Origin of the sequence: Lutibacter sp. (assembly GCF_013041805.1) — a bacterium.
Lineage (GTDB): Bacteria > Bacteroidota > Bacteroidia > Flavobacteriales > Flavobacteriaceae > Lutibacter.
In genome coordinates, this window is the sequence record NZ_JABDRI010000036.1 from 48490 (window position 1) to 62697 (window position 14208).

Annotated in this window: 16 protein-coding genes; 6 read left to right on the forward strand and 10 right to left on the reverse strand. The window is 30.2% G+C overall.

Annotated elements, in window-relative coordinates:
* Nucleotides 1-14: 14 nt before the first annotated feature.
* Genes HKP59_RS05290 through HKP59_RS05305 form a run of 4 tightly spaced genes read right to left on the reverse strand, consistent with a single transcriptional unit; the run spans nt 15 to nt 2467 of the window.
* A complete protein-coding gene (locus HKP59_RS05290; RefSeq protein WP_291804242.1) occupies nt 15-350 on the reverse strand; it encodes a 2TM domain-containing protein in 336 nt (111 codons plus the stop codon).
* Complete coding sequence (locus HKP59_RS05295; protein WP_291804245.1) at nt 337-633, reverse strand: 2TM domain-containing protein; 297 nt, start codon at nt 631-633, stop codon at nt 337-339. Before HKP59_RS05295 ends, HKP59_RS05290 begins: the two co-directional genes overlap by 14 nt.
* 30 nt (nt 634-663) lie before the next feature.
* Nucleotides 664-2007 (reverse strand): 2TM domain-containing protein, encoded by a 1344-nt coding sequence (locus HKP59_RS05300; RefSeq protein ID WP_291804247.1) that lies wholly within the window; start codon nt 2005-2007, stop codon nt 664-666.
* 28 nt (nt 2008-2035) lie between these two features.
* Entirely contained in the window at nt 2036-2467 is a 432-nt protein-coding gene (locus tag HKP59_RS05305; protein ID WP_291804251.1) for a DUF2141 domain-containing protein, read from the reverse strand.
* 246 nt (nt 2468-2713) lie between these two features.
* On the opposite strand from HKP59_RS05305, the gene HKP59_RS05310 reads away from it, so the two are divergent.
* Entirely contained in the window at nt 2714-4822 is a 2109-nt protein-coding gene (locus HKP59_RS05310; RefSeq protein ID WP_291804253.1) for an elongation factor G, read from the forward strand.
* Between the two features lie 67 nt (nt 4823-4889).
* Here the strand turns inward: HKP59_RS05310 and folE are convergent, their stop codons facing one another.
* The 6 genes from folE to nadC form a co-directional block, all read right to left on the reverse strand.
* Nucleotides 4890-5564 (reverse strand): GTP cyclohydrolase I FolE, encoded by a 675-nt coding sequence (gene folE, locus HKP59_RS05315; protein ID WP_291804382.1) that lies wholly within the window; start codon nt 5562-5564, stop codon nt 4890-4892.
* Nucleotides 5565-5622: 58 nt separating this feature from the next.
* Nucleotides 5623-6999 carry a histidine--tRNA ligase gene (gene hisS, locus HKP59_RS05320; RefSeq protein ID WP_291804256.1) on the reverse strand — a complete coding sequence of 459 codons (1377 nt, stop codon included), beginning with the start codon at nt 6997-6999 and terminating at the stop codon, nt 5623-5625.
* Between the two features lie 92 nt (nt 7000-7091).
* Nucleotides 7092-7664 carry a DUF4126 domain-containing protein gene (locus HKP59_RS05325; protein ID WP_291804383.1) on the reverse strand — a complete coding sequence of 191 codons (573 nt, stop codon included), beginning with the start codon at nt 7662-7664 and terminating at the stop codon, nt 7092-7094.
* 9 nt (nt 7665-7673) lie between these two features.
* Complete coding sequence (gene kdsB, locus HKP59_RS05330; RefSeq protein ID WP_291804258.1) at nt 7674-8405, reverse strand: 3-deoxy-manno-octulosonate cytidylyltransferase; 732 nt, start codon at nt 8403-8405, stop codon at nt 7674-7676.
* A complete protein-coding gene (locus tag HKP59_RS05335; RefSeq protein WP_291804261.1) occupies nt 8402-9337 on the reverse strand; it encodes a YihY/virulence factor BrkB family protein in 936 nt (311 codons plus the stop codon). Before HKP59_RS05335 ends, kdsB begins: the two co-directional genes overlap by 4 nt.
* Nucleotides 9334-10194, reverse strand: coding sequence for a carboxylating nicotinate-nucleotide diphosphorylase (gene nadC, locus HKP59_RS05340; protein ID WP_291804263.1), 861 nt, complete (start codon nt 10192-10194; stop codon nt 9334-9336). Before nadC ends, HKP59_RS05335 begins: the two co-directional genes overlap by 4 nt.
* Nucleotides 10195-10270: 76 nt before the next feature.
* On the opposite strand from nadC, the gene rlmH reads away from it, so the two are divergent.
* Genes rlmH through HKP59_RS05365 form a run of 5 tightly spaced genes read left to right on the forward strand, consistent with a single transcriptional unit; the run spans nt 10271 to nt 14208 of the window.
* Nucleotides 10271-10744: a 23S rRNA (pseudouridine(1915)-N(3))-methyltransferase RlmH gene (rlmH, locus tag HKP59_RS05345; RefSeq protein ID WP_291804265.1), complete on the forward strand. Its 474-nt coding sequence runs from the start codon at nt 10271-10273 to the stop codon at nt 10742-10744.
* A complete protein-coding gene (locus tag HKP59_RS05350; RefSeq protein ID WP_291804268.1) occupies nt 10737-11324 on the forward strand; it encodes a non-canonical purine NTP diphosphatase in 588 nt (195 codons plus the stop codon). Before rlmH ends, HKP59_RS05350 begins: the two co-directional genes overlap by 8 nt.
* Nucleotides 11318-12352: an iron ABC transporter permease gene (locus tag HKP59_RS05355; protein ID WP_291804270.1), complete on the forward strand. Its 1035-nt coding sequence runs from the start codon at nt 11318-11320 to the stop codon at nt 12350-12352. The genes HKP59_RS05350 and HKP59_RS05355 overlap by 7 nt, the downstream gene beginning before the upstream one ends.
* A gap of 8 nt (nt 12353-12360) precedes the next feature.
* Nucleotides 12361-13155: an ABC transporter ATP-binding protein gene (locus tag HKP59_RS05360; RefSeq protein ID WP_291804272.1), complete on the forward strand. Its 795-nt coding sequence runs from the start codon at nt 12361-12363 to the stop codon at nt 13153-13155.
* Nucleotides 13156-13188: 33 nt separating this feature from the next.
* Nucleotides 13189-14208 (forward strand): M28 family metallopeptidase, encoded by a 1020-nt coding sequence (locus tag HKP59_RS05365; RefSeq protein WP_291804274.1) that lies wholly within the window; start codon nt 13189-13191, stop codon nt 14206-14208.

The window sequence follows — 14208 nt, forward strand, 5'->3', positions numbered from 1 at the left end:
CTTTTTAAAGAAATCTACTCCCATTTATTAGTTCGATCTTTATCCATAAGTTGTTTTATTTTTCGATCTTCCCAGTCTTTGCCCAAAATAACATCTATTCCAAACACACTAAATGCATGAAACGCCAATCCTATTCCCCAAAATATTGCTGTACTATAAGATTGCCACTCCCAAAAGGCTTCCCAATCTCCAGTAGATATGAATCTAGACCCTAAAATAAAACCATTAACCACAAGGTAAACCAATAAATGTGAATAGAAACCTTTAATAGATTTTACCTTCTTTTTTGCTCTTACATATTGTTGTTCTTTTGTATAATTATTGTTTTCCATCATCTTAAAATTTAGCATTCTTATCTTTATCCATAATTTCTTTTATTTTACGTTCTTCCCAGTCTTTCCCAAAAAGTAGATCATTACCAAAAACTCCAAATGCGTGAAAAATAATTCCAATACCCCAACCAAACATAGGCCACCAAAACCAATAATAACTTGGAGAAGTCATATAATTTATAAAGAATAAAAAAGGTATTACTAAGCAATAGGCTAGTAAATTTGCATAAAATCCTTTAATGTTATCAACTCTTTTTTTTGCTCTAATATATTTGTCTTCTTCTGTATATTCTGTTCTCATTGTTTATGTTTTTAAATTTATTTTTAACTATTACTCCCAATATTGTTTTTTATCTTTATTCATAAACTCCTGTATTTTACGCTCTTCCCAATCATTCCCAAGAAATGGATTATACGCGAACGCTTTAAATCCTTGAAAAATTAACCCTATTCCCCAGCCCATTGCAGGAAACCAAAACCAATGAAATTGAGGTACATATTTTAAGTTTATAAATATTAAAAATGGAATTACTAAGCAATATGCTATTAAGCTTCCATAAAATCCTTTTATCTCTTCAACGCGCTCTACCGCTTTACTATATCTGTTATATTGTTGTGTGTTTGATGTCTTCATAAGTGTTGTTTTTTGAGTTAATAGCGGTAATTTTACGGTGAAATCTTCCAATGTTTTTTCTACCACTACTTTTTTTAATGTTATTAAATTATAGCGTTCAATTATATTTTTTAATCCAACTTTTGTTCCTTGTTCTAAAATTTTTTTGGGCTTAAAGTTGTTATTTACTATTAAAAAACCATCTTCTTCATGAATAACCACTTTTAATGGATTTTCTTCAGAAACTACATTGTGCTTGATACTGTTTTCTAAAAGTAATTGCAATGACAAGGGAATAATTTTAAGTTCTGAATTTGAAGCTGCCTCTGGTATTTCAAAAGTTACTGCATTTTCAAAGCGCATTTTTAATAATTCCATATACGTTTTAGCAAAATGTAATTCTTCGTCTAAACTTACTAAATCTTTACTTTTTTGTTCCAAAACATACCTATAAACTTTTGAAAGTTTAGTAGTAAATTTCTCCGCTTGAATAGGGTTTTCACCTATTAATGATGTTAATACATTCAAACTATTAAATAAAAAATGTGGGTCAATTTGACTCTTTAGCGATTCATATTTCGCAGTTTCTGTTTTAGCAACTATCTGTTGTTCTTTTACTTTGTCTTCAGTAAGTGCTTTGTAAAAATAAATTGAATGAAATACTAAACTTATTATTAAGGTTATAACTAAACCGAATGTATAATAGCCAAAAGCATATTTATCATTTAAAAAATTATCTACTGGCTTTCCATTAATAAGTACTATTGAAATAAAACGTAAAAGCACTAATCCTATCATTGTAAGGGCAATAGATCCAGCAGCTCCAATTATTAATCTTTTCTTTGAATGCTTTTTCCAAGAAAATTTTGAATTTAAAAAATCATAAAAATGAGCGTTTATTAAAGTCAGAACGAAAGCATACATAAAATGAATACTAAAAACTTTAAACAACTCGTTTGCATTTAAATTAAATCCGTTATTTGTTAAAGCGCGCTCAATAATAAAAACTATAAGTGCTATAAGTATAGAAATTTTAAATATATATTTGATATGCGACTTCATTGAAATTTATTTTTTTAGTAGCTGCAATTTAAAACTTAATTTCTAAAGATATATCTTTATCTGCAACCTGAAACTTTGAACTATCGAATTGTGGAGGACCAAAATTCATCGGGTTATTTGAAGTACCATAACTTTCTTTTGGCATTCCATTTTCTTGAAAATCCATTTGATCATTATTATTTTCATCATGAAAACAAATAATAGCATAAGTTCCTGTTGGTACTTTTTCAAAAGTGACTATACTTTTCCCATTTTCAATAGAAGAGGATTTGGCAAATAAAGGTTGCTTTCTAAAATTTTCTTGAGTAAAAAGCGCAAAGTTAATTTTTCCATTATTATTTAAAACATTAGGAACAGTTACCGTAATAGTGTTTTCTGAATTATTTTCAGTTACTTCTTGTGCATTTGACATAAAAATTACTGAAAAAACTAAGACAATTGTTAAAATTAAATGTTGCATTGTTGTTGATTTAAATTAATATTATTTTTTGTTTACTCAACAAATATCTATGAAACTTGGCTTGAAAAAAATTTAAATAACCTGAACTGTAATTTTAATAGGATGAACTGTAAATAAACAATTAAATTCTACTTTTAATTTAAAAATTGAATACTAAAACAGTTTAACATAAATACTAACATTCGTCATATTTTTAAATAAAAAAGTTTGTAACTTTATACAACTTTTCACAAAAACAATTAAATTATGAAAATATACGATGATAAACACATTAAAAATGTTGCCTTTGTAGGAGCTCATAAAAGCGGAAAAACCACATTGGCTGAAACAATGCTCTTCGAAGCTGGATTAGTCAAACGCCGTGGTAGCGTAGAAAACAAAAATACTGTTTCCGACTATCACGAAATTGAGCAAGAAAGAGAAACTACCATTTTTGCCACTCCCCTTCACACTGAATGGCGCAATTACAAAATAAACATTATTGACACTCCTGGCTTAGACGATTTTATAGGCGAAATCGCCTCAACTATGCGTGTAGCAGATTCAGTTGTTACGTTAGTAAACGCGCAACATGGAGTTGAAGTTGGTACTGAAATTATTTGGAATTATGTAGATCGTTTTTCTCGTCCAACACTTTTTGTTATCAATCAAATCGACAGTCCAAATGCTGATTTTGATGAAAGTTTTAAAAGCATCGTAGATTTGGTTGGAAACAACGCTATTAAAATACAGTTTCCATTAGTAATTGATGGTGCACAATGTATAATTGATGTACTCAAAATGAAGATGTACAAATTTGGACCTGAAGGTGGGAAACCTGAAAAGTTAGAAATTCCTGCTGACCAAATAGATCTTGCTAATGAACTACATAATGAATTAGTAGAAAAAGCTGCTGAAAATGATGAAGAGTTAATGGAACTTTATTTTGATAAAGGTACTCTTAATGAAGATGAAATGCGAGAGGGAATTAAAAAAGGAATGTTAAATCATGAATTATTTCCAGTTTTTTGTATTTCTGCATTAAACGATATGGGTAGTGGAAGGTTAATGGGATTCATAGATAATGTAGCTCCTTCTGCAGCTGATTTAAAGGCTGAACAAAGTGTTGAAAATGAAACTATTGAATGCAAAGTAGACGGACCAACATCCTTATTTATTTTCAAAACATTATATGAACCAAACTTGGGTCAAATAAGTTTCTTTAAAGTAAAATCAGGAGAAATTAAACAAAATGATAAGCTTGAAAATTCGAGAAATGACGAAACTGAGATTTTAAATCAGCTTTATATTATAAATGGTAAAAATCGTGAACCTGTAGAAAAATTAAGCGCAGGTGATATAGGAGCAACATTGAAATTAAAGTATACTGAAACCAATGACACTTTAAGAACTAAAGGTTCTAATATAACTATTAAACCAATTAATTATCCTTCTTCAAGAATTAGTAAATCAGTAAATGCTGTTGATAAAAACGATGAAGAAAAACTGAATGAAGCTCTGAAAAAAATTCATAGTCAAGATCCAACTGTAATTATCAAATATTCGAAAGAATTGAAACAGCAAATTTTATCTTGCCAAGGAGAATTACATTTAGCAACAATAGATTGGACATTGAAAAAGTTATACGGTATTGAAGCTAGTTTTGAACAACCAAAAATTACATATAGAGAAACTATTCAAAGATCTGCAACAACCAGTTACAAACATAAAAAACAATCGGGTGGATCTGGTCAATTTGGTGAAGTTCACATAAAAATTGAACCTTATTTTGAAGGTATGCCGGAGCCAGAAGGTTTTAATATTAGAGGTAAAGAAGAAGTAGAATTAGATTGGGGTGGAAAATTAGTATTCTACAACTGTATAGTTGGTGGAGTTATTGATACGCGCTATTTACCTGCTGTTCTAAAAGGAATTTTAGAGGTCATGGAAGAGGGGCCTTTAACAAAATCATATGCAAGAGATATTAGAGTTATGCTATTTGATGGTAAAATGCACGCTGTAGATTCTAATGATATTTCATTCAAAATTGCGGCGGCTCACGCATTTAAAGATGCTTTCTTAAATGCAAAACCTAAGTTACTTGAGCCAATTCATGAGCTTACTGTTAAAGTGCCTGAAGAGTTAATGGGTAATGTGATGACCGATTTACAATCACGTAGATCTATTATTTTAGGTATGGACAGCGATGGAAAATACCAAACTATAAAAGCTAAAACACCATTAGCTGAAATGTATAAGTATTCAACTACGTTACGTTCAATAACTCAAGGAAGAGCAAGTTTTAGTACTAAATTCTCAAGTTTTGAATTAGTACCTAATAATGTTCAAGAGGAACTGATTAAAAAAGAGGCTTAGATTTAATTTTGTTCAATAAAAAAAGCACCTGAAAAGGTGCTTTTTTTATTATGTTTTTTTGTTAGAATTAAGTAATTTCATTAAAATTAGTATCCATTTTAATATAATCTAAAAATTCACTTTTAGTCTCTTTGTTTTTAAACACTCCACCAAATTCAGACGTAACTGTACTACTTACAATATCACGAACTCCTCTAGAGTTTACACATAAATGCTTTGCATCAATTACGCAAGCAACATCTTTTGTCCCAAGAGCTTCTTGTAGAGCCTGAACAACTTGCATTGTTAGACGCTCTTGAACTTGAGGTCTTTTTGCAAAATAATCAACAATACGATTCATTTTTGATAAACCTATTACATTACCATTAGAAATATAAGCTACATGAGCTCTTCCAACTATAGGTAACAAATGGTGTTCACAAGTAGAATAAACAGTAATGTTTTTTTCAACCAGCATTTCACCATATTTATAATTGTTATCGAACGTAGATAATTTTGGCTTATTTTTAGGGTTTAAACCACTAAAAATTTCATTTACATAGGCTTTAGCTACTCTTCTTGGTGTTCCTTTTAAACTATCATCTTCTAAATCCATGCCTAATGTATCTAGAATATCTCTAACACTTTGTTCTATTCTAACCAATTTTTCCTGATCTGAAATCTCAAAAGCATCCGCTCTTAAGGGTGTTTTAGCAGAAGAGGCAACGTGGTCATCTCCTATTTCATCTGTATTGTTTACCATTCCTTTTTTACCTTCAAACATTTTTTTCTGTTTAGTGTGCAAATTTACGACTTAGTTTTTAAAATAAAGTATCGATTCTAAGTAATTCTTCCAAACTACATAACTTCTGATCACCCGTTTTCATGTTTTTTACTGTAAAATTATTGTTTTTAACTTCATCAGAACCAACAATTATTACATAAGGAATTTCTCTTTTATTTGCATAATTGAATTGTTTCTTCATTTTAACATTCTCAGGATATAATTCTGATTTAATATTATTTTTTCTTAACAAAACCAATGCGTTCAAACAGGAGGTCGCCTCAGCTTCACCTAAATTTATAAATAGTATTTTTGGTGTTGGTAACTCAACCTCTTCAAACAAATTCAATTCTTCTAACACCAAATAAATACGATCTAGACCAAATGAAATTCCAACACCACTCATATCTTTCAGTCCAAAAATTCCTGTTAAATCATCATATCTTCCACCACCACCAATAGATCCCATTTTAATACCTTCAGGGGCTGATACTTCATAAATTGCTCCCGTGTAATAATTTAATCCTCGTGCTAAAGTAACATCTATAACCAAATTTACAGATTGTAAACCTAATTTTTCAATAGTGCTAACAACAAATCTTAAATCTTCCACTCCTCTCAAACCTTCATTAGACTCAGCTAACATTACTTCCAACTGATTCAATTTATCTTGGTTACTTCCATTAAAACTAAATAATGGCTGTACTTTTTCAATTGCATTTTCTGAAATACCTTTCGCTACCATTTCGTTAGTTACTCCTTCTGCACCTATTTTATCTAATTTATCCAATGCAACTGTGAAATCAATTAACTTATCTGTCTCGCCAATAATTTCAGCAATCCCTGCTAATATTTTACGATTATTCAATTTGATAGTCGTTCCTTTCAATTTTAACTTACTAAAAACAGCATCATACAATTGTACAAACTCCACTTCTTGCCATAAACCTTTACTTCCAACCACATCAGCATCGCATTGATAAAACTCTCTAAAGCGACCTTTTTGGGGTCTATCTGCTCGCCAAACTGGCTGCATTTGATAACGTTTAAAAGGAAACTCTATATCATTTTGGTGTTGAACTACATAACGCGCAAACGGCACAGTTAAATCATAACGTAGTGCTTTTTCAGAAATTTTTGAAGTAACTTTAGAGCTATCTTTATTTGATAATATATCGTCATCTACTTTCTTTAAGAAATCCCCTGAGTTTAATATTTTAAAAATTAAACGATCACCTTCATCTCCATATTTTCCCATAAGTGTTGATGAATTTTCAAATGAAGGAGTTTCAATAGGCTGAAAGCCATATACTTCAAATACCTGCTTAATAACAGAGAATATATAGTTTCTTTTTGCGACTTCAGTAGGTGAAAAATCACGAGTTCCTTTTGGTATGCTTGGTTTTTGTGCCATTTTTTTAAATTAATTTGCAAATATCCGAAAATTTAAAAACTAATTAAAGCTTTTGTAATATTGATTTTTCGCAAATTAAAAATTCAAATACTTTATTTTACAGATTTTGAGGATTTAAATAGTTTAAATACTTTAAATAAAATCCAAAATATAAATATCACAAAAATCATAGCAATTACTGGAATGAATATAGCAAGAAATGACATCACAATTGAAGTACCTGTTTCAACAGTTGAAATAACTGGGTTTGCGATTCCTGCAGTTGTAGTTGTTGAGGCTAAGCGAGTGGTGCTTGTTGAGCCTTTGATGGCAGCTGCAGTTCCTCCACCAGCAATAATTGCTAATGCCCAAGTAAATGTTGGATCTAATTCACTTACGGTTGCAACCATAACTGCTGTCCCTGCAATTGCCGCTAGTGGAACTGCTATGGTATCTAATAAATTGTCTAAAAAAGGAATAAAATAAGCAATAACTTCAACAATAGTTGCAACCCCTAAAATAATTAATGCAGATGAACTACTAACCCATTGCCAATTTTCATTCAAAGGAATTATATTGAAATAGGACGCTAAACTTAGAGCAAACAAAGGAACAAAAATACGAAAACCAACAGATGCTGCTAAACCTATTCCAACTAAAATACTAAAAATTGTTTCAGGTGAAATACTCATTATCTAATTATTTTTAAAAATTAAATTGGCTTTTTCTAAATCTTCTGGAGTATCTATCCCTATTGCTATTTGATTGGTTTCAACCATCTTTACGTTTAAACCATTTGCTAAAAATCGTAAATTTTCTAATTTTTCAGTAGCTTCTAACCTATTTATAGGTAAGGTTGTAAATTTTAATAATGCCTTTTTCCTAAACGCATAAATTCCAATGTGCTTAAAGTAAACAGCCTTAGATTCTTCTCGAGGGTATGGAATTGGAGAACGAGAGAAATACATTGCAAAATTATCTTCAGAAGTAACTACTTTTACATTATTTGGATTATTTATTTCTTCTTCATCTTCAATTTTTAGCATTAAAGATGCGATATCAATTTTTTTATTTTCATCAAGTTCAAATACCTCTATCAATTTCTGTAAAGGCTCTTTCTGAGTAAAAGGTTCATCTCCTTGAACATTTACAACAATATCTACCTCTAAATTCTCAACGGCTTCCGCAATTCTGTCACTGCCAGATTCGTGTTCCTTTTTACTTTTTATAGCTTTCCCACCATTTGAAATAATTTCACTAAAAATTAGATCACTATCCGTAACTACATATACTTCATCAAATAAGTTTGACTTTTTTGTAGCTTCATAAGTTCTAACAATTACAGATTTACCAGCCAAATCTTTCATTAATTTACCTGGAAAGCGGCTTGCTTCAAATCGTGCTGGAATCATTGCTACAATTTTCATTTCCTATTTTCTTTTAATTGTGATCTTTTCAGTTTACTCATACTCGCATTTAATTCAAACCCTAACAATAAAATAATAGAATTTAGCCAAACAAAGAGCATTAAAATTAACAACGTACCAATTGAACCATATAACTCGTTATAGGTTGCAAATTTTAACACGTACACGGCAAATAATTTAAACATAAGTAAGGTTAATAGTGTTGTTAAAATTGATCCTGGAGTAAAAAAAGAATGGTGTTTAACTTGCTTAGTACCAAATTTATACAAAAATGAAACTGATACAAATATTAAAATTAAAAAAAATACAAAACGCCCCTTTTCAATCCAAAAAACATCATCATTTAACCAACCTTTTGCTTTTAAATTTTCAATTCCAATTTGAAAATAAATGATAATTGCAACTGTTAATAATAAGACAAATGATAAAATTATAGCCATTCCCATTGAAATAAAGTATTGTCTTAAAACACTTCTCATTTCATTTACATGATAGGAATATTCAAATCCACCTAACACAGCATTCACTCCGTTTGTCATTAAAAAAATAGAAGCGACAAAACCAAAGGAAAGCAAACCACTATATTGATTATTAGCAATATCCACAATTACTTCATGAACAGATTGCGCTGTATTTGGAGGTAACAACTGTTCAATCATAAATAAAAAGTCTTGCTGAAATCCTTCAATTGGTACAAATGGAATTAGTGTAAGAATAAATAGTAAAAAAGGAAATAAAGCCATGAAAAAACTAAATGCAATACCACCGGCACGCGATGTTAAAGCACCTTTAACTATTCCAATTACATACATTTCAATTACATCATACAAAGACATACCCCTTAAACCAGGAATTTTAATCTTTTTTGTAAAACGAACCAGCCAATTTACAATTGGAATTTTATTTAAACTATCTTCAATTTCTTTTGTCATTCAACAGCTTTTAAACTTAAATCCATATTATAGACAGAGTGTGTAAGAGCACCTGAAGAAATATAATCTACTCCACAATTAGCATAGTCTCGTGCAGTTTCTAAAGTAATTCCACCTGAGGATTCAGTTTGACAACGATCTCCAATAAGCTCAACTGCTTTTTTGGTATCAGCATAATTAAAATTATCAATTAAAATTCTGTGTACGCCGTCAGATTTTAAAATCTCTTTTATTTCTTCTAAACTTCGTGCCTCAACAATTATTTTTAAATCAAGAAAATTTTCTTTTAAATAACGTTTTGTTTTCTTAATGGCATTAGTTATACCTCCAGAAAAATCAATATGATTATCTTTTAACATAATCATATCATATAAAGCAAATCTGTGGTTCTCACCTCCACCAATTTTTACGGCCCATTTTTCAATAGCTCTAATTCCCGGTGTAGTTTTTCTAGTATCTAATATCTTGGTTTTAGTACCGTCTAATAAGTTTGCAAACTTTTTAGTTTTTGTCGCAATAGCACTCATTCGTTGCATCGCATTTAAAACCAAACGTTCAGCTTTTAAAATAGATTGTGACCTTCCTGAAACAAAAAACACAATATCACCATACTTTACTTCTGCTCCATCTTCAATAAGCAACTCAACCTTTAAATTTATATCAACATATTTAAAAATTCGTTGCGCAAATTCAACGCCCGCAATTATACCATCTTCCTTTACTAATAATTTTGCTTTTCCGGTTGCCTGCTCAGGAATACAAGCAAGTGAACTATAATCTCCTCCGCCAACATCTTCTCTAACAGCATTTACTATTATTAAATCAAGCTCTTTTTCAAATTGTTTGTTGCTAATCATGAGATGCCTATTTTGTAACAAAAATAACTTTTTTATTTTCAAAAAATTCATCTTTAATTCTTTTTATATTTGCTTTATGAAAATTAAGTTATTGGCCATTGGTAAAACCGATGATAAAAATTTACAATTATTAACTGAAACCTATCAAAATAGGTTAAAGCACTATATTAATTTTGAGTTTGAAATTATTCCTGACATTAAGAATGTTAAAAATTTAAGTGAAACGCAACAAAAAGAGAAAGAAGGTGAGCTTATTTTAAAAAAATTAATTGCTACTGATATACTAATTTTATTAGATGAAAAAGGAAAAGAATTTAGGTCAATTGATTTTTCTTCCTACCTTCAAAAGAAAATGAATTCAGGTATTAAGCAATTAGTATTAGTTATTGGAGGGCCATATGGATTTTCTGAAACAATTTATAAAAAGGCACAAGGAAAAATATCTTTATCTAAAATGACTTTTTCACATCAAATGATTCGTTTATTTTTTGTTGAACAACTGTACAGAGCATTTACAATTTTAAAAAATGAACCATATCACCATGAATAAATTAAAACTTGTTTTTGCAACTAATAATCGGCATAAATTAAAAGAAGTTCAAGCAATGCTTACCAATTTTGAAATTGTTAGTTTAGCTGAAATTAAATGTTTTGATGATATTCCTGAAACTGCTGAAACTTTAGAAGGAAATGCAATTTTAAAAGCAAATTTTATTACTAATAAATATGGTTTAAATTGCTTTGCTGATGATACAGGACTTGAAGTTGAAGTCTTAAACAATGAACCCGGAGTGTTTTCTGCACGCTATGCTGGAAAAGAAAATAATGCCAAAAAAAATATGAATAAATTATTATTTGAGCTTGATACTAAAACTAATAGAAAGGCACAATTTAGAACTGCCATTGCGTTGAATATACACAAAAAACAGTACCTTTTTGAAGGTATTTGCAAAGGTGAAATATTAAAAAATAAACAAGGAGAAAGTGGTTTTGGCTATGACCCAATCTTTAAACCTAAAGGCTATAAAAAATCATTTGCTGAAATGGGTATGGAAGAAAAAAGCATTATTAGTCACAGAGGAAAAGCAATTGAACAATTAGTAGAATTTCTAAAAGAATATAATTGGTAAGCCTAACAAAGTCATACAGAAATACATTTATTCTCCTGTTAATTTCATTATTAATTATCAGCTTTATAAATATTAGTTTAGGATCTGTCTCAATTCCTTTTAAACAATTGCTTTTAAGTTTAATTAATGGTGACGTGGCTAAGGAATCCTGGCGAACTATTGTTTTAGATTATAGATTACCAAAAGCAATAACTGCTATTATTGTTGGTTCTGGTCTTTCAATTAGCGGGCTGTTAATGCAAACCTTGTTCAGGAATCCCCTAGCAGGCCCTTATGTTTTAGGAATTAGTTCTGGAGCAAGTTTAGGAGTGGCAATTTTAATTTTAGGAGCTTCTTTTCTTGGAGCAAGTATTACAAGTTATGCCTTTACAAATTTTGGACTCGCCATTGCTGCTAGTATTGGATCATTTATGGTACTTTCTGCAGTCATGATTGCCGCCATAAAAGTTCGAAATACCATGTCAATATTAATTATAGGATTGATGTTTGGAAGTTTAACAGCTGCTATTATTAGTGTGCTTGCTTATTTTAGTAGCGCTAGCCAATTACAGCAATATCTCTTTTGGAGTTTTGGTAGTTTAGGAAATCTAAGTTGGAACGAAATTATTGCATTAATAAGTCTTTTTAGCATTGGAATACTATTAGTAGTATTTATTATAAAACCATTAAATAGTCTTCTTATCGGTGAAAATTATGCTAAAAGTATGGGTGTAAACGTAAAATTAACTCGCTCTATTACACTTATTTCTACAAGTTTACTCACTGGTGTTATTACTGCTTTTTCAGGTCCTATTGCATTTATTGGTTTGGCAGTACCACATTTAACAAAGCTATTATTTAATACCTCAGACCATAAAATTTTATTACCTGCAGTTGCAATAAGCGGTTCTATTATTATGCTAATATGTGATAGTATTGCTCAATTGCCAACCAGTGATTACACGCTACCTATAAATGCTATAACATCTCTACTTGGAGCACCTATTATAATTTGGCTTTTGGTTAGAAAAAGAAAGATCTATTATTAATGAAGTCAATGAGTAAACATATTTTAAAAGTTTCAAATTTAAGCATTGGATATACTTCTAAAAGTGAAGTAAAAACAATTGCCTCTAATTTGAATATTGAGCTCAAAGCAGGAAATTTGGTTTGCTTGTTAGGTGAAAATGGAATTGGAAAATCTACCTTACTAAGAACATTAACAAAAGTTCAACCAACTTTGAACGGTGAAATAGTTATAGATTCAACAAAATTAGAAACATATAGTTACGCAAATTTAGCTAAAATAGTAAGTCTCGTTCTTACTGAAAGATTACCTGACAGTAGTTTAACTGTCTTTGAATTAGTAGCTCTGGGTAGACAGCCTTATACGAATTGGATTGGTTATTTAACTACTGAAGATTTACAAATTATTGAATTAGCATTTGAAAAAACAAGTACTAAACATTTAATGAATTCTAAATGTTACGAATTAAGTGATGGGCAACTACAAAAAGTATTAATCGCGAGAGCGCTCGCACAAAATACACCTATAATAGTGCTAGATGAGCCAACCGCTCATTTGGATTTACACCATACTATTAATACATTTTCCTTACTTAAAAACTTAGCTACAGACTTTCAGAAAACTATTATTGTCTCCACTCATGAAGTAAATTTAGCTTTACAACTTGCAGATGAGCTTTGGTTAATGACTCCTTCAAAATTTATTTCTGGGAAAACCTCGAAATTGATTAAGGACAATGACATTGGCCATCTCTTTGATTCTGATTTGATTAGTTATGACAAAGCTTTAAATCAGTTTACTATAAAACACAATTCAAAAAATTAATATCTTTGATTCAATAGCTAAAATCATTTTCAAATGAGAAATTTATACTTACTAATTTTTATTATTTCACTCCAAAGTTGTGGAAGTAAAACAATCAACAGCCAATTAGATTCTTTAACGACTGGAAGCGAAACAGCTACAGAGTATGCTAATACCATTACAAAATCTGACTTAAGCAAACTCTTATATAGGCTTGCTTCTGACGAATTTCAAGGAAGAGAAACAGGTAAACTCGGACAAAAAAAAGCAGCAGATTATTTAAAAAACTTCTATATTCAACATAAAATAGCTTCACCTTATGGTGGAAGTGATTATTTTCAATCTATACCAACCGAGCATTTAAGACCTAAATTAAATCCTTCAGAAAACGTTGTTGCATTTATAGAAGGAAGTGAAAAACCAGATGAAATTGTTGTTATTTCAGCACATTACGACCATCTTGGAATGTATGACGGTAAAATTTATTATGGAGCGGATGATGATGGCTCAGGAAATGTTGCCATATTAGAAATTGCTGAAGCCTTTCAAAAAGCCGTTTTAGAGGGTAACGGGCCAAAAAGGTCTATCTTGTTTTTGCATGTTACAGGCGAGGAAAAAGGTTTATTAGGTTCTAAGTATTATACAAATTTTCCAATTTTTCCTTTAGAAAACACCATCGCCAATTTGAATATAGATATGATTGGACGCGTGGATGATTTACATCAAGAGAATCCTAATTTTGTTTATTTAATTGGTTCAGACAAGTTGAGCACAGAATTACATAAACTCTCGGAAGAAATAAATGAAAAATTTACTCAATTAGAGTTGGATTATACCTATAATAATGAAGATGACCCTAACCGCTATTACTATAGATCAGATCATTATAACTTCGCTAAAAATAATATTCCAATCATTTTTTATTTCAATGGAACACATGAAGATTACCATAAACCTTCAGATACTCCAGATAAAATTAATTATGACGTACTTACAAAACGCACTCAACTTATTTTTTATACTGCGTGGGAAATTGCGAATAGAGAAGATAGAATTAAGGTGGATAAAAAATAA